At 62.6% G+C, this 20,669-nt stretch carries 20 protein-coding genes; 7 read left to right on the top strand and 13 right to left on the bottom strand.

Annotated elements, in window-relative coordinates; all coding sequences use genetic code 11:
- Window positions 1-146 precede the first annotated feature (146 nt).
- Together LJX93_RS16895 and LJX93_RS16890 are read left to right on the top strand one after the other, a co-directional pair.
- Window positions 147-1,544: a PAAR domain-containing protein gene (locus tag LJX93_RS16895; RefSeq protein ID WP_227696219.1), complete on the top strand. Its 1,398-nt coding sequence runs from the start codon at window positions 147-149 to the stop codon at window positions 1,542-1,544.
- Window positions 1,537-1,938 (top strand): hypothetical protein, encoded by a 402-nt coding sequence (locus LJX93_RS16890; protein ID WP_156311234.1) that lies wholly within the window; start codon window positions 1,537-1,539, stop codon window positions 1,936-1,938. Before LJX93_RS16895 ends, LJX93_RS16890 begins: the two co-directional genes overlap by 8 nt.
- 72 nt (window positions 1,939-2,010) lie before the next feature.
- Here the strand turns inward: LJX93_RS16890 and LJX93_RS16885 are convergent, their stop codons facing one another.
- The 7 genes from LJX93_RS16885 to ribBA all read right to left on the bottom strand — a co-directional run bounded on the left by LJX93_RS16885 (window position 2,011) and on the right by ribBA (window position 9,930).
- Entirely contained in the window at window positions 2,011-3,072 is a 1,062-nt protein-coding gene (locus LJX93_RS16885) for a TerC family protein (protein WP_227696218.1), read from the bottom strand.
- Window positions 3,073-3,235: 163 nt separating this feature from the next.
- Window positions 3,236-4,543, bottom strand: a complete 1,308-nt coding sequence (locus LJX93_RS16880) for a substrate-binding domain-containing protein (RefSeq protein ID WP_047581018.1) — start codon at window positions 4,541-4,543, stop codon at window positions 3,236-3,238.
- Between the two features lie 98 nt (window positions 4,544-4,641).
- Window positions 4,642-5,790, bottom strand: coding sequence for an ABC transporter ATP-binding protein (locus LJX93_RS16875; RefSeq protein WP_033698901.1), 1,149 nt, complete (start codon window positions 5,788-5,790; stop codon window positions 4,642-4,644).
- Between the two features lie 18 nt (window positions 5,791-5,808).
- The gene (locus LJX93_RS16870) at window positions 5,809-6,618 is read right to left on the bottom strand and encodes an ABC transporter permease (protein WP_227696217.1); all 810 of its coding nucleotides are present in this window, start codon (window positions 6,616-6,618) and stop codon (window positions 5,809-5,811) included.
- Window positions 6,619-6,624: 6 nt separating this feature from the next.
- A complete protein-coding gene (locus LJX93_RS16865; RefSeq protein WP_033698899.1) occupies window positions 6,625-7,542 on the bottom strand; it encodes an ABC transporter permease in 918 nt (305 codons plus the stop codon).
- Window positions 7,539-8,564: a polyamine ABC transporter substrate-binding protein gene (locus LJX93_RS16860; RefSeq protein WP_033698898.1), complete on the bottom strand. Its 1,026-nt coding sequence runs from the start codon at window positions 8,562-8,564 to the stop codon at window positions 7,539-7,541. The genes LJX93_RS16865 and LJX93_RS16860 overlap by 4 nt, the downstream gene beginning before the upstream one ends.
- Window positions 8,565-8,808: 244 nt before the next feature.
- Window positions 8,809-9,930, bottom strand: a complete 1,122-nt coding sequence (gene ribBA / locus LJX93_RS16855; RefSeq protein WP_227696216.1) for a bifunctional 3,4-dihydroxy-2-butanone-4-phosphate synthase/GTP cyclohydrolase II — start codon at window positions 9,928-9,930, stop codon at window positions 8,809-8,811.
- A 78-nt stretch (window positions 9,931-10,008) separates the two neighbouring features.
- Here ribBA and LJX93_RS16850 point away from each other — a divergent pair, with 78 nt between their 5' ends.
- The 4 genes from LJX93_RS16850 to LJX93_RS16835 all read left to right on the top strand — a co-directional run bounded on the left by LJX93_RS16850 (window position 10,009) and on the right by LJX93_RS16835 (window position 13,200).
- A complete protein-coding gene (locus tag LJX93_RS16850; protein WP_227696215.1) occupies window positions 10,009-10,302 on the top strand; it encodes a DUF1330 domain-containing protein in 294 nt (97 codons plus the stop codon).
- A gap of 108 nt (window positions 10,303-10,410) precedes the next feature.
- The gene (locus tag LJX93_RS16845; protein ID WP_227696214.1) at window positions 10,411-11,808 is read left to right on the top strand and encodes a PAAR domain-containing protein; all 1,398 of its coding nucleotides are present in this window, start codon (window positions 10,411-10,413) and stop codon (window positions 11,806-11,808) included.
- Window positions 11,801-12,190 (top strand): hypothetical protein, encoded by a 390-nt coding sequence (locus tag LJX93_RS16840; protein ID WP_227696213.1) that lies wholly within the window; start codon window positions 11,801-11,803, stop codon window positions 12,188-12,190. Before LJX93_RS16845 ends, LJX93_RS16840 begins: the two co-directional genes overlap by 8 nt.
- Window positions 12,191-12,294: 104 nt before the next feature.
- The gene (locus LJX93_RS16835) at window positions 12,295-13,200 is read left to right on the top strand and encodes a LysR family transcriptional regulator (RefSeq protein WP_047581006.1); all 906 of its coding nucleotides are present in this window, start codon (window positions 12,295-12,297) and stop codon (window positions 13,198-13,200) included.
- A 22-nt stretch (window positions 13,201-13,222) separates the two neighbouring features.
- On the opposite strand, the gene LJX93_RS16830 is transcribed toward LJX93_RS16835, so the two are convergent.
- Genes LJX93_RS16830 through purU form a run of 6 tightly spaced genes read right to left on the bottom strand, consistent with a single transcriptional unit; the run spans window position 13,223 to window position 20,013 of the window.
- A complete protein-coding gene (locus LJX93_RS16830; RefSeq protein WP_033698894.1) occupies window positions 13,223-13,795 on the bottom strand; it encodes a sarcosine oxidase in 573 nt (190 codons plus the stop codon).
- 3 nt (window positions 13,796-13,798) lie between these two features.
- On the bottom strand, window positions 13,799-16,702 hold the full coding sequence (locus LJX93_RS16825) for an FAD-dependent oxidoreductase (RefSeq protein WP_227696212.1): 2,904 nt from the start codon (window positions 16,700-16,702) through the stop codon (window positions 13,799-13,801).
- Window positions 16,699-17,004: a sarcosine oxidase subunit delta gene (locus tag LJX93_RS16820; RefSeq protein ID WP_033698890.1), complete on the bottom strand. Its 306-nt coding sequence runs from the start codon at window positions 17,002-17,004 to the stop codon at window positions 16,699-16,701. Before LJX93_RS16820 ends, LJX93_RS16825 begins: the two co-directional genes overlap by 4 nt.
- An 11-nt stretch (window positions 17,005-17,015) precedes the next feature.
- Entirely contained in the window at window positions 17,016-18,257 is a 1,242-nt protein-coding gene (locus LJX93_RS16815; RefSeq protein ID WP_033698889.1) for an FAD-dependent oxidoreductase, read from the bottom strand.
- Entirely contained in the window at window positions 18,239-19,150 is a 912-nt protein-coding gene (gene folD / locus LJX93_RS16810) for a bifunctional methylenetetrahydrofolate dehydrogenase/methenyltetrahydrofolate cyclohydrolase FolD (protein WP_227696211.1), read from the bottom strand. The genes LJX93_RS16815 and folD overlap by 19 nt, the downstream gene beginning before the upstream one ends.
- Window positions 19,147-20,013 (bottom strand): formyltetrahydrofolate deformylase, encoded by an 867-nt coding sequence (purU, locus tag LJX93_RS16805; protein ID WP_033698887.1) that lies wholly within the window; start codon window positions 20,011-20,013, stop codon window positions 19,147-19,149. Before purU ends, folD begins: the two co-directional genes overlap by 4 nt.
- Window positions 20,014-20,253: 240 nt before the next feature.
- Between purU and LJX93_RS16800 the strand changes: the two genes are divergently transcribed.
- Window positions 20,254-20,655, top strand: coding sequence for a hypothetical protein (locus LJX93_RS16800; RefSeq protein WP_033698885.1), 402 nt, complete (start codon window positions 20,254-20,256; stop codon window positions 20,653-20,655).
- The last annotated feature ends 14 nt before the right edge of the window (window positions 20,656-20,669 follow it).

Raw genomic sequence — 20,669 nt, 5'->3', positions numbered from 1 at the left:
ATTAACGCGCATGCTGGCTACGGATGAGCTGGCTGAACAAGTATGTATTTGGTGTAGGAAGTGTCTGGTTTTCACGTTCAGGCACTAAAAGCCCTTTTGCAGCTGTTAGGCTTCGACACCTTACTTTTTGCACAAGGTACTTGCCGATGCGTGTCAATCTGGGTGGTAAAGGCCAGGCGGTTGATGGCGATGTCACCACGACAGGTGCTATTTGCATCGCTGCCGGCCTCGGTTATTTGAGCAATGGCCGCAGGGTGCTTCGGGAGGGGGACAAAACGACGCCTTGTCCGCGCTGTGGCGAGCAAGGGACTGTCGTTGAGGGCGTTCGATACTTCATCTCCAACGGTCATGCCGTGGCCATGGACGGTGCACTGGTGGCATGTGGTTGCCCGTCCGGCAGCAATCGGGTCGTAGCACCACTGGGTGCGGCCCCGCTATCCAGGCAGGCACTTGCGAACAGTCGCGCAATGCCTACCGAGGCAGCGGCCGGCGCCCATCCGAAAAGCCTCGTGCGGGGCGCGGTGACTGCGATGCCAGGCACGTTGGAGCCGGGCTTCTACGTGGTGCCCAAAAGCATGTCGTTCTCTCAGGTTCTGCTGCAATTATCCGAGCACGACGCCACCTTGCCGATTTCCCGTTTGCAGCGGCTCAACCCCACGTTCGAGCAAGGTTTCAAGGCTGGGGAAATCTTCGTCATCGGTGACCCGGACAATGGTGATGCCTGTACCCTCGAGGAGGCCAAGCTGATGGCTGCCGCTCAGGATGCACGGCGCGCGTTGGCGGTGCTCGATTTCGCAGAATCCGACTTCATGGTGCAGCACCAGGCTGAGATTGCCGGTTTGCTGAGCAGTGCCAGCCAGTCGATGGGCGTGGGCAAGGACATGCTCGATCAAGGGTTGAAACAGGTCAAGAGCACACTGAACCAGATCGAGCAGTTGCATCAGGGTGAGTTCTTGCGGCACGGGCATTTGAACAGTCGTGAGTTTTTCGCCTCGCGGCGCCAGCTGTTGCAGCAACTGGATGTTCAGTTGAAAGCGGCGCTGCTCAATAAACAGCTTAACCTCGGCAACTATGAACGTTTAAAGAAGAGTCTGAATATTTCTACCAAAAGCCTTGTGCACCATTGGTCGAAAGCGGGTGGGGTGGGGCAGATACCGGGGTATGCGACGCATCTTGATAAAGTAGCGAAGCTTTCCAAGTACCTTAAGTATGGTGGTCATGCTGCTATTGGACTCAGTGGGACATCGTCGTATCTCAATGTGAAAGAGGTTTGCCAGGCAGGGAACACGGAGGCTTGTAGAAGCGCCCGTTTTGTAGAGGCCGGAAAATTCAGCGGCAGCGTTAGCGGTGGAATAGCAGGCTCTGCACTTGCGAGTTTAGCTGCGGGAACAGCATGTGCTTTTTTCGCCGTAGGTACTGGGGGAGTTGCGACACCATTGTGCGGTATTTTAGTAGTTGGGGGCGGAGGATTCGTAGGCGGCAAGGGGGGTGAAGTTCTCGGGGAATGGACAGGCGAATACATCTATGGGGCAACAAGTGATTGATATTGATGCTTGGCCTGCTGCGCTAAAGCTATCATTTGTATTGATGCCATTTGTAATTTCTCTGTCAGGTGTGTCGATAAGTGCCTATATAGCTTTGACGCGAAATTATGAGATAGTTTGCTCTTCGATTGAAAGTAATTCGTATATTGAGAGCTTGAAGATTGCATGGGGTGGCTCTAGCTTTAAGTGGCGGCTCATGTTGGTTTGTGCAATTGGGGGGGTTGTCACATTCCCTGGGTTTGTGCTTCGTCGAGGCCAGCTCGATGCTGACGAGCTAAAAGTTTTCCCACCAAAATTGAAGCGATGGCTGGCTGTGTCTGCATGGCTTATCATCATTGGTTTTGGGTGGCTGATGCTCGCAGCTTGTGTTATAGAAATTTCCAAAATGAAGTAATTTTTGTTTCTTGATAATTGACTTATGCCTGCTGCGACAATGGTCCATTAGAACGTATGAGATGCGCGTCAGTCAGACCCGCAATTGCGGGTCTTTCTCCTTCTGCTCATCGTCACTTTTCTCAGGCGGAAGATGCTGCAACTTTGCCTCCACCGTCGCTTTGTCCCCCCGCGTCTTGACCAGTGACACCACCACCCCACCCAACAACAACCCAAACGTCACCCCCAACGACAGCAACGCCGGTACCTTGCCCACCATGCCGTGGTAGAAGATCTTGCAGCCGATGAAGATCAGCACCATCGCCAGCGCATACTTGAGGTACACGAACCGGTGCATCAATGCCGAAAGTGCGAAGTACAGCGAACGCAAACCCAGGATGGCAAAGATGTTCGAGGTGTAGACGATGAACGGGTCCTGGGTAATGGCAAAGATCGCTGGCACGCTGTCCACGGCAAATACCAGGTCGGCCAGTTCGATCAGCACCAGCGCCAGGAACAGCGGCGTGGCATAGCGCAGCGCCTTGCTGTGCCCGGGCGGGGGCAGGCGCACGAAGAAATGCGAGCCGTGGATCTGGTCGGTAACGCGCATGTGCCGGCGCACGAATTTCAGGACCGGATTGTTGGCCAGGTCCAGATGGCTGTCTTCTTTCGACAGCGCCATCTTCACCCCGGTGAACAGCAGGAAAGCGCCGAAGATGTACAACACCCATTCAAAGTTCTGCACCAGTGTCGCACCCACGCCGATCATGATCGCGCGCAGGAACACCACACCCAGAATGCCCCAGAACAATACCCGGTGCTGGTAGCGGCGGGGGATGGCGAAGAAGCCGAAGATCATCGCCATGACGAACACGTTGTCCATCGACAGCGACTGCTCGACCAGGAACCCGGTGTAGAACTCCAGCGCCGACTGCGCGCCCAGCTCGAACCAGACCCAGGCCCCGAACAGCACGCCGACGCTGAAATAACCCGAGTACAGCAGCAGGCTCTCGCGCATTTCGATCTCGCGGTCCTGGCGGTGCAGCACGCCCAGGTCGAGCACTAGCAAACCGATGACGATGGCCATGAACACCAGCCACAACCAGGTGCTGGTACCGAGAAACGGGGTGGTGAGGAATGTGTGCAGAGCTGTCATGAGCCCCTCCTTGATTGTCGACGTTGCATGGCAACAGTGATCCGACATGGCGGCTTGGCAGCCGTCAGAGGGGCCCGGTATCACATAGGCTTGAGCCTAGCCGCGTTTCCCCGGGATGCCGAACGCCGACCTGTTACATTTCTTTGCCTGGTGCGCGGGCGCTTCAATAGACCCACACTTCCACCCGCCGATTGCGCAAGCGACCTTGTTCCTGGTCATTCCCGGCCACCGGCAGCTCATCACCCATGCCGGTCACTTCCAGCACGTCCACACCATCGCGTGCCAGCTCGCGGCGCACCGCCAGCGCCCGCAAGCGTGAAAGCAGCGCCGCACGCCCCGGTGTTTCCTTGGGGTCGCCAAACCCCACCAGCACCGCCTTGCTCTGCAGCTTGCCCACCTGGCGCAGGTAGTCGGCCACCCGCTGCACATCGCGCAAGGCCTTGTTGTCGAGGCTGGCGCTGCCTTCCTGAAAGCGAAAGTTCACACTCAGCCGCTGCGCTTGCTGGGCCAGCGTTCGGTAGCGCGGCGGCATGTCGGCCTGGGGCTGCACAGCCTGGGCCTTGACTTGCTGCGAGACGAAGCCCACCTGGGCGACGATGGCCTGGCCAGCCGGGCTCTGGGCGAATTCGGCCAGGGCCTTGGCCTGAGGTTTGGCATTGGCTGGCAGGTAGAAAAATAAGCGCCGCGACAGGGGGTAATCTTCGCTGGCCACCTGCGCGCGCTGCGGCAGCATGGCCGGTGCATCGCCCTCGGCTACTGCCAGCACCTTGGCCCCGTGCACTGCGGCCAAGCTGCTGAACCCGATGGCCTGGCGGTCGCTGCTGACCCGCTCGGCCAGCTCATCACTGGACTCAAAGCGCTGGGCCTGGGCCGACAGCGCGCCTTGATGAGGGTCGAGCACCAGTGCCTTGAACGTTTCGTAGGTGCCGGAACGGTCGTCGCGGGCGTAAAGGTGAATCGACCCTCCGGTGATGCCCAGCTGGTCCCAGCGCTGGACTTGCCCAGAGAAGATTTGCGCCAGTTGCCGGGTGGTCAGTTGTGGCAGCGGGTTGTTGGGGTGCACGATCACCGCCACGCCATCCAGGCCGATGACCTGCTCGGCGCTGGCCGCGCGCAAATTGCCCAGGGCCTGCAGTTGGCGCACTTCTGCGTCGTTGATTGGCCGTGAGGCAGCAGCCAGGTCGGCCTCGCCACGGCCCAAGGCAGCGAAGCCAGTGCTGGAACCATGCGCGGCGATATCGATACGCAACGGTTGCCCGCGCACGTCGCGGGCAGTGATGACGGTTTCGTTGGCCTGCGCGCCGGGGGCTTGTTCGATGGCGGTTGCCTGTTGCGAGCGCAATTGTCCCTGGACCAAGGCCGGCAGCAGCGCAGCACCGATGGTGTTGGAGCCCTGCACGCGCAAATGGGCAGAATCGGCCAGGGCCGATAGCGGCAGCAGGGCGAGTAGAGCGAGCAGCAGGCGGGGCATGCCGGGCTACCTATGGCATAGAGTTGCCCGGCAGATTACGACGGTTGCGTGATGGAAATATGACAGTCACCTGGGGCCGCTTTGCGGCCCCAGCACCCTCAGTGCGCGCCTGCCGACTTGCTCAGGTCACTCTCTGCCCACTCGGTATAGATGCAGGCATCGGCCACCGCCCAGCGCACGTTCACGGTGTCGCCCGGCTGCATCGGCATGCCTGCCGCAGACAGCGCCTTCACGGTCATCTCGGTACCGCCTGCGGTGACCACATGGCAGGTCTGGCTTTCACCCAGGAACAGCACCTCGGCGACCTTGGCAGCCACCTCGTTCCAGCCGGGCGGCAGGGGTTGCGCCGCAGCCTGGGCGGTGGTCAGCGCCAAGGCTTTTTCCGGGCGCACCATGATCAGCGCCTCCTGCCCGGCAGCCAAACCGGCGGTCAGGCGGATCGCCACAGGCTGGCCCTCGAAACTGCCCGCGCCGTTGCTGCTGGCCTTGATCCGCAGGAAGTTGGAGTTGCCCAGGAACGAGGCGACAAACGCATTTGGCGGGTTCTGGTAAAGGTCGTAACCACTGCCCAGCCCGACGATCTTGCCGTGGCTGAAGATAGCGATGCGCTGGGACAGGCGCATGGCCTCTTCCTGGTCATGGGTCACATAGACGATGGTGATGCCCAAGCGCCGGTGCAACTGGCGCAGTTCGTCCTGCAGGTCTTCACGCAGCTTCTTGTCGAGCGCGCCCAGCGGTTCGTCCATCAGCAGGATGCGGGGCTCGTAGACCAGCGCCCGGGCAATCGCCACGCGCTGCTGCTGGCCGCCGGACATCTGCGAAGGCTTGCGGTGGGCGAACTTCTCCAGTTGCACCAGCTTGAGCATGGCGTCGACCCGCTTGTTGATTTCGGCGCTGCCAAGCTTGCGGATGGCCAGGGGGAAGGCGATGTTGTCGCGCACGTTCAAGTGCGGGAACAGCGAGTAGCGCTGGAACACCATGCCGATATCACGCTTGTGCGGCGGCACGTTCACCAGTGATTGGCCCTCGACCAGAATCTCGCCGCTGCTCGGGGTCTCGAAACCGGCCAGCATCGACAGGGTCGTGGACTTGCCCGAACCGCTGGAGCCGAGAAAGGTCAGGAACTCGCCGTCCTGGATTTCCAGGTCGAGGTTGTCCACGGCGGTGAAGTCGCCGTAGTGCTTGTTCAGGCCGCGCAGGCTGACCAGGGTCTTGGTGTGCGCGTTGTCTTTGATCACTGCACTCATTGTTGTTCTCTCCGGCACTCAGGCGTTGACTTCGGTGCGCCGGCGCAGGGCGGCGGCAATAATCATCACAAGCAGGGACAGGCCGATCAGCAGCGTCGAGGCCACGGCGATCACGGGGCTCAGGTCCTGGCGCAGGGTGGTCCACATCTTCACGGGCAGGGTCTGCAGGTCGGGGCTCGCCATCATCACGCTGAGCACCACTTCGTCCCACGAGACGAGGAAGGCGAACAGGCCGCCGGCGATCATCCCCGGGCGAATGGCCGGGAAGGTCACCTTGAAGATCGCCTGCAGGCGCGAGGCCCCGCAAATGACTGCAGCGTCCTCGATCGACTGGTCGAACAGCTTGAGCGAGTTGATGATCGAGATGATGGTGAAGGGCAGGGCGACGATCACGTGGCTGACCACGAACGCGAACAGCGTGCCGGTGTAGCCCAATTTGAGGAACAGCGCATACACCGCCACGGCGATGATCACCAGCGGCACGATCATCGGCATGGTGAACAGGCCGTAGAGCATCTCGCGGCCGGGGAAGCGGCCACGTACCAGGGCAAACGCGGTGGGCAGGCCCAGCAGTACTGCGGCGACCGTGGTCAGCACGGCGACCTTGAGGCTGGCCAGGGCTGCGTCTATCCACTCAGGGTTGGAGAAGAACTGGCCATACCATTTGAAGGTCCAGCCCGGTGGCGGGAATACCAGCCACTGGGACGAGCCGAACGACAGCAGCACGATGAACACCACCGGCAGCAACAGGAAGGCGGCGATGATCCCGGTGGTCAGGTACAAGCCCGTACGCAGCGGGCGGCCCATGGCATTGGGTGACAGGAGCATGGCGGATTACCTCGCGTTGCCGACCGGGGATTCCGGCTGCAGCTTCAGGTACAGGTAGAAGAGCACCAGGGTGATGACCACCAGCAGTGCGGCGGCGGCGCTGGCCAGGCCCCAGTTGAGGAACGACTGCACCTGCTGGATGATGAATTCGGGCAGCATCATGTTCTGCGCACCGCCGAGCAGGGCTGGGGTGACGTAGTAACCGAGCGACATCACGAACACCATCAACGCCCCCGAGAACAGCCCCGAGCGGCACAGCGGCAGGAACACCTTCCAGAAGTTGGTCCATGGGCTGGCGCCGCAGATCGAGCCTGCTTGCAGCACCATTGGGTCGATGGCATGCATGGTCGCCTGCAGCGGCAGCACGATGAACGGGATCATGATGTAGCTCATGCCGATTACCACGCCGGTGAGGTTGTGCACCATTTCCAGCGGGGTATCGATGATCCCCATGGCCATCAACGCCTTGTTGATCACCCCCGAACTCTGCAGCAACACCAGCCACGAGTAGGTGCGCGCCAGCAGGCTGGTCCACATCGACAGCAGCACGATGTTCAGCAGCCAGCGGCCCCAGCCATTGGGTACCAGGGTGATCGCCCAGGCCAGCGGGAAGCCCAGCAGCACGCTGATCAGCGTTACCACCCCAGCCACCGAGAAGGTGTTGAACAGCACCCGGGCGTAGGCTGAGTTGGCGAACAACTGCTCGTAGTTACCCAGGCCCGGCACCGGCTCCAGCACACCGCGCAGCAACAGGCCGATCAGCGGGGCGAAGAAGAACAGGCCAAGAAACAGCAAGGCAGGCAGCAGGTTGCGGCTGCCTTTCCAGCGCTGGCCCAGGCTCACGCGGCGGGGGGCCGTTCCCGGGGCGCCGGTGCCCGTGGGGGCACCTTGCGCATTGTGCAGGGCGTTGATGGCGACTTTCATTTGACCAGCCACTCATTCCAGCGCGCGGCGATGGCCTGGCCGTTCTTCGCCCAGTAGGCGAAGTCCAGGGTTACCTGGTCCTGGGCGTAGGCGGTCGGCAGGTTTGGCGCGAGGTCGGCTTTGAGCTTGGGCACGCTGTCCAGGTTGACCGGTGCGTACGCCGTGAGGTTGGCAAAATCGGCCTGGCCTTCGGGGCTGCTGGCGTTGGCCAGGAACTTCATGGCCGCGTCCTTGTTCTTGGCGCCTTTGGGGATGACCAGGAAGTCGGCCATGACCAGGTTCTGCTTCCAGCTCACGCCAACCGGTGCACCGTCTTGCTGCAAGGCGTAGACGCGGCCGTTCCAGAACTGGCCAAGCGAGGCTTCACCGGAGGCCAGCAATTGCTGCGACTGGGCGCCACCGCCCCACCAGACGATGTCTTTCTTGATGGTGTCGAGTTTCTTGAAGGCGCGGTCCAGGTCCAGCGGGTAGAGCTTGTCGGGCGCGACGCCGTCGGCCAGCAAGGCCAGCTCCAGCACGCCGGGGCTCGGCCACTTGTACAGGGCGCGCTTGCCGGGGTAGGTCTTGGTGTCGAACAGCGAGGTCCAGTCCACTGGCTTGTTGGCACCGAGCTTGCCTTCGTTGTAGCCGAGCACGAACGAGAAGAAGAACGAGCCGACGCCATGATCGGAGACGAAGCGCGGGTCGATGCGGTCTTTCTTGACCGTGTTGAAATCCAGGGGTTCGAGCAGGCCTTCGCTGGCGGCGCGCAGGGCGAAGTCGGCTTCGACGTCGACCACGTCCCACTGCACGTTGCCGCTCTCGACCATGGCCTTTAGCTTGCCGTAGTCGGTCGGGCCGTCCTGGACGACTTTGATATTGGTCGATTTGGAGAAGGGTACGGCCCATGCTTCTTTCTGGGCGTCCTGGGTGGTACCGCCCCAGCTGACGAAGTTCAGGCTGTCAGCGGCCTGCGTGGCCTGACAGGCCAGGGTCAGCAGGCTGGCGGACAGCACTGCGGTTACACGTTTGCTCAACAGCATGGTTACGCCCTCGTTGCTTTTGTTATTCGAGGCGGGGCTTTTTGGTGCGCCCGCCAACAGTATTCGGGGAGCAGCTAAAACAAAGTGTCGTGTGGCCGGATTGTGATTCTAGGTGCTGGCCTGCACATTCAAGGTCTACGGGATATCATATTATGGTATTCCAAAGTTTTGGCAAGAGGCGAAGGCGACCGGCCATCACTCCACCTCTGCAAACATCCCAACGCTGTTGGGTGTAGGGGCGGTGTCAGCCTTCCACACCGGGTTCGAAGGGAATGCTCTGCACCACTTCCAGCTCATACCCCGCCAGCCCGGCGTACTTCAGCGGCGGCCCCAGATGGCGCAGCTTGCCCACGCCCAGATCCTGCAGAATCTGCGCCCCGGTACCGACCTCCGAATACACCTTGGACTGCCCGCGTTGGTAAGGCCGCACCGGTTGGGTCAGTTGCGGCACGCGTTCGAGCAACGCCTGCGAGGATTCATGGTTGGCCAGGATCACCACCACGCCGGTACCTTCCTCGGCCACCTTCTGCAGCGCCGCCCACAGCGTCCAGTTGGCCGGGCCTGCATATTCGGCGCCCACCAGGTCGCGCAGCGGGTCGATCACATGCACGCGCACCAGGGTGGGCTGTTCGCGGCGGATATCGCCCATCACCATGGCCATGTGCACACCGCCTTCGATGTGGTCTTCATAGGTGACCAGGCGGAAGGTGCCGTGCACCGTGGGCAGTTCGCGTTCGCCGATGCGCTTGATGGTCTGCTCGGTGCTCAGGCGGTAGTGGATCAGGTCGGCGATGGTGCCGATCTTGATACCGTGCTGTGCTGCGAACACTTCCAGGTCGGGGCAGCGGGCCATGGTGCCGTCGTCGTTGAGCACTTCGACGATTACCGAAGCGGCGCTGAAACCGGCCAGGCGGGCCAGGTCGCAGCCGGCTTCGGTGTGGCCGGCGCGGGTCAGCACGCCGCCTTCGCGGGCACGCAGGGGGAAGATATGCCCAGGCTGCACCAGGTCTTCGGGGCGTGCGCTCGGCGCCATGGCCGCAGCCACGGTGCGTGCCCGGTCAGCCGCGGAAATACCGGTGGTAACGCCTGTAGCGGCTTCGATCGACACCGTGAAGGCGGTGCTGAACACGCTGCCGTTGGCCGGCACCATCTGCTCCAGGCCCAGGCGCTGGCAGTGCTCGTCGGTCAAGGTCAGGCAGATCAGGCCACGGGCTTCGCGGGCCATGAAGTTGATGGCCTGGGCGTCACAGCGCTCGGCGGCGATCAGCAGGTCGCCTTCGTTTTCTCGATCCTCGTCGTCCACCAGCAGTACCATTTTGCCTTGCCGGTAGTCTTCGAGGAGTTCTTCGATGCTGTTGAAAGCCATGTTGCACGCTCGCTGTGATGGGGTGATTATTATGGTATACCATCATACACAAATAGATTTGCAACAGGAGATCAGCGGATGAAAGCGTATTGGATCGCCCACGTGGACGTGACCGACCCTGGGCAGTACCAGCAGTACACCCAGCGTGCGCCTGCCGCCTTTGCGGCTTTCGGCGGGCGGTTCCTGGCCCGGGGTGGGCGCAGCGAGGCGATGGAAGGCAGGCAGACGCCGCAGCGCAGTGTGGTGATCGAGTTCGAATCGTATGAGCAGGCGCTGGCCTGTTACCGGTCCGAGCTGTACCAGGACGCCTGCGGCCATCGCCGAGGTGTGGCGAAAGCTGAGGTCATCATTGTCGAAGGGTTCGAGCCCTGAGCGGATGAGCGCCGGCGTTCTTGTAAGGGAATTCTGATTTTCCTCGAACCAGGTCTGTACATGTTTTTCCAGTGCTAGCTTCCAGCTTTCTACGGCCGGAGGCTATTCATGACGCGCATATCGATACATGGAAAAGGGCAAGCGCTGGATGGCGATATCACCACCACAGGCGCAGTCTGCATTGCCAGCAGTACGAACTTCCGGGGGGACAACCGACGTGCACTGCGCCTGGGCGATGCCACGACCGAGTGCCCGAACTGCAAGAAGGCCGGGGTCATTGTAGAAGGGGTGAGTTTTTTCATCATCGGAGGTAAACCGGCAGTTGTGGATGGGGCGCTGGTCAAGTGTGATTGCCCAAACGGCAGCAACCGGGTCATCGCGCAGTCAGCCATGCACAGAGCAGGCAGCCATTCTGCTCAGGCTACATCGCCTGCCTCTGCCGCCCGTCACTCGGCTTCTATAGCAGGGCAAAGCCCTGCACAGGCGTACCCCGCATTTCCCGTCGGCTCATCGTCTGTACTTGAGCCTGGCTTCCATATTGTGCAACGCAGCATGTCGTTCGAGCAGGTGCTTCAGAGCCTTGGCGCGACGCACAGCCCTTTGCCAGTGGCGTTTTTGCAGCGCTTGAATCCTACGTACCCAGAGGGTTTCAAGGCGGGTGAAATTTTTGTGCTCGGCAGCCCCCACAGCGGGTTTTCCTGCAGTGCAGCGGAGGCCGAATTGATTATGGTGGCGGAGGAGGCAAGAGCGTCGCTGGCGATCCTTTCCGAGGAGGAGGCAAACTTCATGATGAAGCACATCGGTGAGATTGCCGGGGTGCTCAATGGGGCAAGTCAGTCAATGGGGGTGGGCAAGGACATGCTGGAGCGGGGGCTGTCGCAGGTGAAGGATACGTTGAAAGGCATCGAAGCCTTACACCAACGCCAATTTGCGCTCCATGGTCATCTAAATAGCCCTGAGTTTTTTGCGTTGCGCAAGGAGCTCCACAAGCAACTGGATGGCCAATTGCGCACGGCGTTTCTGAACAAATCGCTAGGTTTGGGAAGCTACGATAATTTACGACGTGATCTCGGGATCTCTACCAAGAGTGTGGTGCATCACTGGAAGAAAGCGGGTGTGCCAGGGCAGATCCCGGGTTACGTGACGCATCTGGACGAGGTGGCAAAGGTCTCAAAGTATCTGAAGTATGGCGGTTGGGTTGGGATCGGACTTGGCGCCGGTGCTTCCTACCTGAAAGTACATGAAGCTTGCCGTGCAGGTGAGACCGATGAGTGTAAGAAAGTTCGCTTTACAGAGGCAGGTACTTTTTCAGGAGGCCTTGTCGGGGGGGCGGTGGGGGCTGCCGCTGGAAAGTCGGCTGCATCCGCAGTCTGTAAATTCGGTGCCTGGGGTAAAGCTGCCTGTGGCATTGTCACTGTTGGTGGGTTGGCGTTCGGCAGTTCAAAAGGAGTCGAAGCTTTTGGTGAGTTTTTAGGAGAGCAGATCTACGAGGCTATCTATGATTGACTTGAGCGGTTGGCCCATAGGCGTTCGACTGGTGTTACTGTTTGTTCCGGTCGTGGCGTTGCTGGGGGGCTTGGCGATAAATTGGCATATAGCCATGTCTCGTCACTATCAGGTCATGTGCGATTCGTTCAGCCGCAGTACCGCCTTGAAGGAGGAACAGCGGACTTCAGGTGATTTTGGCCTCAAGTCTCGCTTCTTGATAATTGCAGGTATGACGACGCCTCTCATCTGGCCAAGCCTCTTCATTCAGCGCGGCACCTTGCATCCTGATGATCATGATGAGTTTCCAGGGTATTTGAAGTTCCGTATGCAATTAGCAATGGGCCTCATGGTGTCAGGGATTCTATTGTCAATCGCAGTAGTGAATTGCTTTACGTGGTAATGCCGATGCTTGGCGTTATTTTCGTAGAAATGTAAAGCATTATGCAGCTGCACTGAGGGTAGAAAACCGCTATAAAGCGGCGGACTGTCATCAAGAGCGAGACAATGAACCCCTACGAAGACATGCGTATCTTTGCCCAGGTCATGGAAGCCGGCAGCTTCACCGCTGCCGCCGACCGCCTGGGCATGTCCAAGCAATCGGTCAGCCGGCGCCTGATGCAGCTCGAAGAACGCCTGGGCGTGCGCCTGCTCAACCGCTCCACCCGGCGCCTGGACGCCACGCCGCTCGGCCAGCACTACTACCAGTCGGCGCTGCGCCTGCTGGGCGAAGTGCAACAGGTGGAGCACGACATCAGCGGCCAGGCACAGGCCCTGCGCGGTACCTTGCGTCTGAGTGCGCCGCTGTCGTTTGCCATGTCGCACCTGGGCTGCCTGCTGACCGAGTTTCTGCGCTTGCACCCGCAGCTGGATGTGGAGGTGGACCTCAGCGACCGTGCGGTGGACCTGATCGGCGAAGGCTACGACCTGGCCCTGCGCATCGGCGCGCTGGAGGACTCCAGCCTGATCGCGCGGCGGATTGCCAGCGTCGAGCGGGTGTATTGCGCCAGCCCGGCGTATCTGGACGCGCGAGGCGTGCCGCAGCGGCCCGAAGCGCTGGCCGAGCATGACTGCCTGCCCTATGGGCATTCACGACAGGTGCAATGGCAGTTCACCCAAGGTGGCAAGGCTCAGGCCATCGCGGTGACCGGTCGGATGCGGGCCAACAATGGCGAGCTGCTGAGGGACGCGGCGATTGCCGGGATGGGGGTGACGTACCTGCCGACCTTCATTGTCGGGCAGGCGTTGGCCGATGGGCGGTTGGTAAGTCTGCTGCAAGGCTGGACACCGCCGGCGTTGCAGTTGTCGGCGGTGTATCCGCAGCACCGGCAGGTGGCCAGGCCGGTGCAGGGGTTTGTCGAGTTTCTACGGGAGCGATTGGCGCAACTTCAAGTGCTGAACGGCCTGTATTGATCGTGTGGGCTTGTTTGGGGATTCATCCGACAAGCCGCCCATCGAACTCCGCCATGGCATCCAGCATCGCCTCGCGGAAATACGCCAGCGAAGGCCGATCAAACAGGATCTGCAACCTCGGCACCCCCTCACTGGCCACATTCACCACAATCACGTTGATCCGCGCCGCCGATGTCTGCGCCACGGCACCGACCGGAAACGCCTCTGCACGCAGGTCAACGCCACACAGCTTGGCCATCACCGCGCTGCAATGCTGCCCCGACACCTGCAGCCAGGCATGGCTGTCCTGGCGCGGCAGCAGGTAGTTGCGCTGGGCGCCCTGCACCCACTCGGCCTCTTGCGCGGCCACCCTCGCGCCCTGGTCGCTGAGGCTGCCCAACAGTAAATACTCACTGGCCGACAGGCGCACCACCCAGCCACCGTCGTCCTGGCGCAGTGCCTGGTTAGGCAGCGATGGCAAATGGTAACCGTGCGCTTGCAGGTAGCCCGCGCTGTCGCTGCCCCGAAAACCGACCCGCGGCAAATCGGTGAGGTCGGTCAACGCGCAGGTCTGCGGGCCGTTTGAGAGGAATGCTTGCGTGTTCAGGTTGGTCATGGCTCAGCGTTCCTGGCGCAGGTTGTCGGGGTCGTGGAAGGGCAGTTGCACCACCTTGGCATTGACCATCACCCCGCCCTCGACGCGGATCGGGATGTGCATGCCAGGCGTGGCCTGATGGGCGCCGGCGTAGGCCAGGCCGATGATCTGCCCGAGGGTTTGCGAGTACTCGCAGGAGGTGACGTTGCCGCTGATGTCCGGGCCGTCCAGCACCAGGTGGCCTTCCAGCGGCTGCGGGCTGCCCTTGGGCAGGGTGAAGCCGACCAGCTTGCGCTTGAGCGGCTGCGCTTCAAGGATCTCGATCGAACGTTTGCCGACGAAAAACGGCTTCTTGCGGCCGATTGCCCATTGCATGTCGATCTCGGCCGGGTGGGTCATGCCGTCGGTGTCCTGGCTGATGATCACATGGCCCTTTTCCAGGCGCAGCAGGCGCTGAGCCTCGACGCCGAAGGGGCGGATACCCAGCCCGGCACCGGCCTGCATCAACGCGTCCCACAGGCGTTCGGCATGGCGCGCCGGCACATGCACCTCATAGCCCAGCTCGCCAACGAAACCGACCCGCAAGATGCGCGCCGCGATGCCGGCCACCTTGCCCAGGCGCACGCCCAGGTAAGGGAAGGCCTCGGCCGAAAGATCCACACCCTCGCACACCGTGGCCAGCACCTGGCGCGACAAGGGGCCTGCCAGGTTGACGGCGGCCAGGGCGGCGGTGACGTTGGTGATGTCCACGTCCAGCCGCCACTGCGCGTTCCACTTGAGCATCTGCTGGTAGATGCGCTCGACGCCACTGGTGGTGGCGGTGACGTAGAAATGCTGCTCGCTCAGGCGGGCGCACACGCCATCATCGATCACCACGCCATGCTCGTTGGTCATCAGCGCATAGCGAGTGCGGCCGATGGCCAGCTTGGCAAAGCCGAAGGTGTACAGGCGTTCGAGCAGTTCGGCGGCGTCTGGGCCGCGCACGTCGAGGCCGCCCAAGGTGGAGACGTCGATCAGGCCGACCTTTTCGCGCACATGGCGGGCTTCTTCCTGCATGCAGCGTTCGCGCTCGTCGGGTTTGCCGTAGTAGGCAGGGCGCTGCCAGATGCCGGCGGGCATCATCTTCGCGCCCGCCGCCACATGGCGGCGGTGCATCGGCGTCTGCCGGTACGGGTCGAAGGCACGGCCGGCGACATGCGCCAGCTTCTCGGCCTGAAAGGGTGGCCGGGCGGTGGTCACGCCGGTTTCGCTGATGCTGCGCCCGGTGGCCTGGGCCACCAGACGCGCGGTGGGCAGCGCCGAATGCCGGCCCTGGGACGGGCCCATGCCCACCGTGGAGAAACGCTTGACCAGTTGCACGTCGCGGTAGCCACTGCGGGTGGCGTTGACGATGTCGCGCACCTGCAAGTCTTCATCGAAATCGACGAAGTCCTTGCCCTTGGGGTGCGGGAAGATCGGCCAGGGGAAGTTGACCTTGGCCTCGGGGCCGAAAGCCGTCAGCGCGGGCGCTGGCAGGCCCAGCGCCGCGACCGCCTCGGCAGCGGCGCGGGTCGCGTCGGCGAGCACGTTGTCCAGGTGATGCCGGCCATTCACCGAACCTGCGATAGCCAGACCGACTGGCAAGTTGCTGAGGCTGAACGCATCACGGTCGACGTCGTATGCCAGCTTGCCGCCTGCCTGGCACAGCAGTTGATATACCGGCATGTAGCCGGCCGACATGCACAGCAGGTCGCAGGCCAGGCGCAGGCCTTGCGTACCCACCTTGCCTTGGCCGGTGATGGGGCGGATGTCGACGCCGCTGACATGGCGCAGGCCCTTGTCGTGCAGGGCTTCATAAACGGTGCTGCCCAGGTGCAGAGGGATGTCGCGGCGCTTGAGCTCGCTGGCCAATGCGGCGTCTGCCGGCGCCGCGCGCATGTCCACCAGGGCGGCGACGGCCACGCCTTGATCTTGCAGGTCGAGGGCCGCCAGGTAGCCGTCGTCGTGGCCGGTGAGGACCACCGCACGCTGCCCCGGCTTGACCGCGTACAACTTCATCAGCCGTTGCGCGGCGCTGGTCAGCATGATCCCGGGCAGGTCGTTGTTGCGGAACACCACCGGCTGGTCGAACGCACCGGCCGTGACCAGGCAGCGAGTGGCACGCACCTTGTACAGGCGTGTGTGCTGGATCACCGGCAGGTAGTTGTCGGTGAACCAGCCATTACAGGTGGCTTGCAGCAGCACCTGGATGTTCGGGTGGGCCTCGACGGCATCGAGCAATGCCTGGCGCAGGTGGCTGGCGCGGGTGCCGGCAATGTCGAAGCGGGCGTAGGTGAGGGAACCGCCCAGCACGGGCTGCTGCTCGATCAGCAGCACCTTGGCCCCGGCAGTGGCCGCGTCCAGCGCCGCGCGCAGGCCAGCAGGGCCGCCGCCGATCACGGCCACGTCGACAAACAGGTAAGCCTTGTCGTGGTACTGCGGCTTGAAGCCCAGGTCGAGCACGCCAAGGCCGGCTTTCTTGCGGATCAGCGGCTCCCAGACCTTCCACATGCCTTTGGGCTTGTAGAACGACCGGTAATAGAAGCCAACCGGCATGAACCGCGAAAACTTGCCCAGGTAGGCGTCACGGTCGTGCTCCAGGCTACCGTTGAAGTTCTGGCCTTCGACCACCTGGCCATCACGGGCCGCCTCCATATCGGCCAGCACGTTGGGTTCGTCGGGCAGTTGCACCAAGGTGTTGGCATCTTGCCCGGCCAGGCTCAGCGGGCCACGCGGGCGGTGGTACTTGAACGAGCGCGACAGCAGCCAGCGGCCACTGCCGAGCAGTGCGCTGGCGATGCTGTCGCCCGCAAAGCCCTGGCAGGCCTGGCCATCGAAGACAAAGCGCAGCGGCCGCTCGCGGTCGATCAAAAGGCCCATGGGGGCGGGGAGGCGAGTGAGGCTGTTCATCCGGCAATCTCCGGGTTGGCGGCTGGGGTGAACTCGACACGGCGGTCGAAGATTTCGTTTGGGTCGAAGGTGCGCAGCACCTGGTCGCTGACCGTGTGGCGCTCGGCCAGGAACCAGTAGCTGGAAGCGTTGTGCAGCCACCATTCGGTGACCACACCGGCAAGGTTGTCGCTGTTGAACACGTAGTCGGCCCATTCGACGTCGCTGCAACGGGCCGGGTCGGGCATTAGCTTGAACTCGCCACCGTAGGTGAATTCGCTGATGTTGCGCGGGCCGTTCAAGGGGCAGGTGAGGATCTTCATCGTGCGTTCCTCTAGTGGCTGGCCGCAGTCGCGCCCATCTCGTTGACTTGCTGGAAGCGGCTGAAGCGCTCCAGGGCGAACGGCGCGATCATCTCTGGCACCTTGCCGCCACTGGCGACCAGCTCGGCCATGGTCTTGCCGCAGATGGGCGTGGCCTTGAAGCCCCAGGTACCCCAGCCGGCGTCCAGGTAGTAGTTGTCGACCGGCGACAGGCCCATGATCGGGCTGTAGTCCGGGGTCATGTCGGTGCTCCCGGCCCATTGGCGCATCAGCTTGGCGTTGGCCATGAACGGGAACATCTCGATGGCGTGGGCCAGCAGGCTTTCCTTGAGGTCGAGGGTGGAGCGGGTGTTGTACAGCGGGTACGGGTCGGAGCCGCCGCCGAAGACGATTTCGCCACGGCTGGTCTGCTGCACGTAGCAGTGCAGCGCCGACGAGCTGACCAGCGGATCGAGAAACGGCTTGAACGGCTGAGTGACCATGGCCTGCAGCGGGTAGGTGTGGATCGGCGCGCGGATGCCGGCCTTGGCCATCAATAGCGAACTGGCCCCGGCCACCGCCTGCACCACGCAACCGCACTGCACGGTGCCGCGGTTGGTCTTGACCGCCTCGATGCGCCCGTTGCGGATCAGCAGCTCCTGCACTTCGGTCAGCTGGTGGATCTGCACACCGCGCTTGGCCGCCTGCTTGGCATAGCCCCAGGCCACGGCGTCGTGGCGCGCGGTGGCGCCGTCGATATGCCACAGCCCAGCCAGCACCGGCAGGTGGCCGGGGTCGAGGTTGAGGCTCGGCACCAGCTCGCGAATCTGCTGGCGGTCGATCATCTCGGTGCGCCCGCCGAAGTGCTTGTTGACCTCGGCCCGCTGGCGGAAGGCCCGCACGGTGGCGTCGGTGTGCGCCAGGGTGAGCTGGCCGCGCTCGGAGTACATGATGTTGAAGTCGAACTCGTTGGACAGGTTCTGGAACATCCGCACGGATTCTGCGTAGAAGCGCACGCCCTCGCTGGTGAGGTAGTTGGAGCGGATCACCGCCGTGTTGCGTGCGGTGTTGCCGCCGCCTAGGTAGGCCTTTTCCAGCACCGCGACGTTGGTGATGCCGTGGTACTTGGCCAGGTAATAGGCGATGGCCAGCCCGTGGCCGCCGCCACCGATGATCACCACGTCGTAGTGCGGCTTGAGGTCGCAAGGGGGTGGCAGGTCGACCTCCACCGGGTAGTCGGCGCTCAGGCCGTATTTCAGCAGGGCGAAAGGCATGCGGTGCGCTCCTGTTGGGCGGCCTGTTGTTGCAGGTCGAGGGCGAGCAGGGTGTTTTTCATCAGGCAGGCGATGGTCATCGGGCCGACGCCGCCGGGCACCGGGGTGATGCCGGCGACCTGGGGCAAGGCGGCGGCAAAGTCGACATCGCCGACCAGGCGGCTGCGGCCGTGTTCATCGATGCGGTTGATGCCCACGTCGATCACCACCACGCCGGGCTTGAGCCAGTCGGCACCGATCAACCTTGGCTTGCCGACCGCCGCAACGAGGATGTCGGCCTGGCGGCACAACGTTGGCAGGTCGTGGCTGCGCGAGTGCACCACGGTCACCGTGCAGTCGGCCTGCAACAGCAACGCCGCCATGGGTTTGCCGACGATGTTCGAGCGGCCGACCACCACCGCATGCTTGCCGCGCAACTCACCGCAGGCATCGCGCAGCAGGCGCATGCAGCCACTGGGCGTGCAAGGGGTGAGCACATCGCGGCCCTGGGCCAGGCCGCCGACGTTTTCACTGTGAAAGCCATCCACGTCCTTGAGCGGGCTGATGGCCTGCAGCACGCGGTGTGCGTCGATATGCGCCGGCAGTGGCAACTGCACGAGGATGCCGTTGACCGCGCTGTCGCGGTTGAGCCGGCCTATAAGGGTCAGCAGGTGCGCCTGGGAGGTGTCGGCGGGCAGGCGATGTTCCAGCGAGTGGATGCCCACTTCCTCGGCACGCAGCACCTTGTTGCGCACATACACCTGGCTGGCGGCATCTGCCCCCACCAGCACAACGGCCAGGCCCGGTTGCACGCCGCCCTGGCGCAAGGTCTGCACCTGCTCTCGGACTTCAGCCAATACCCGCGCGGCGGTGGCCTTGCCGTCGATCAGTTTGACGCTGAGGGTGGCGTTCATTTGAAGATCACCGTGCGGTCGTGGTTGAGGAACACCCGGTGCTCCAGGTGGTACTTCACCGCACGGGACAACGCGATGGTCTCGGTGTCACGACCGATCGCCACCAGGTTTTCGGGGGCGTAGGCGTGGTCCACGCGCTGCACTTCCTGCTCGATGATCGGGCCTTCGTCGAGGTCGCTGGTGACGTAGTGGGCGGTGGCACCGATCAGCTTGACGCCCCGCTGATAGGCCTGGTGATAGGGCTTGGCACCCTTGAAGCCGGGCAGGAACGAGTGGTGGATGTTGATTGCCCGGCCGGACAGCTGGCGGCACAGGTCGTCGGAGAGGATTTGCATGTAACGCGCCAGTACCACCAGCTCGGTGCCGCTGTCCTCGACGATGCGCATCAGCGCGGCCTCCTGCTCGGCCTTGGTCTCCCTGGTCACCGGCAGGTAGACGAAACGGATGCCCTGGCGCTCGGCCATGGGGCGCAGGTCGAGGTGGTTGGAGACCACCGCGGTGATGTGCATGTCCAGCTCGCCCTTGGCGTGGCGGTAGAGCAGGTCGGACAGGCAGTGGTCGAACTTGCTGACCATCAGCAGCACGCGCATCGGGCGGGCGCTGCTGTGCAGGCTCCAGTCCATGTCGAAGCGCTGGGCAACGTCGGTGAAGCCCGCTTCCAGTTGCGCTGTGTCGCCGCTCACGCCGGTGTTGTAGCGGAACACGGCGCGCATGAAGAAGCGGCCATTGTCCTCGTCGTCGAACTGCGCCATTTCGCTGATGTAGCAACCGTGCTCGGCCAGGTAGGTGGTCACTGCGGCGACGATGCCGGACACGGCCGGGCAGCTGACGCGCAGGATGAAATGATCGGGAGCGGGGTGCATGTCGGGGCCTCGTGGTGGAGTGGGGCAGGTCGGCACAAGGGCAAAGGGGGTCGCGGGGTGGTGAAAAGTGTTTCTTCGTAGGAATATTAATTTCCTTTAGGCGATTTATAGGCGAAGAGGTGGGTTGCGGTCTAGGGGTTTGTGAAACTTTTTATCCTGGCAGGAAAGTTTTTAAGGCTGCGCCCTCCCTGTCAGGGTGGGTGTACCTGCGAAGAGGCCGGCACGCGCTATGCTTGGCCCATGAGCACAGCACCCAGCCTTCGCCAACCTTGCCCCCCTGGTGCCTGTAACTGCGGCCGCGAGCACCTGGCCGAGCACCCGCCGGCGGCGCAGCGCATCCTCCTGCTTACCCGGCAGGAAGAAAAACGCCTGATCGAGCGGTTGGAAAACCTCAAGGACCTGGATGACCTGCAGCGGCTGCAGCAACGGATGTACGAGAACCTGGGTATTCGTGTGCGCATTGCGCCTGGGTTCAACGAAGTGCGGACCATGCGCGGGATCGTGATCGAGCTGGATGAGCAACCGGGGTTGTGCCGCAAGACCCGGCAGTTGATACCGGCAGCGATTCGGCGGGGGTTGGAGCGTAATCCGCAGGTGGCTTATCGGTTGCTTGATGACCATGACCTGCTGCGGGGGGCTTGAAGCGGGATCGGTGA

This window comes from Pseudomonas sp. HN2-3 (assembly GCF_020691745.1).
Lineage (GTDB): Bacteria > Pseudomonadota > Gammaproteobacteria > Pseudomonadales > Pseudomonadaceae > Aquipseudomonas > Aquipseudomonas capeferrum.
Note: the sequence above shows the minus strand (reverse complement) of the source record. Positions and strands in the feature narration are given on the sequence as shown.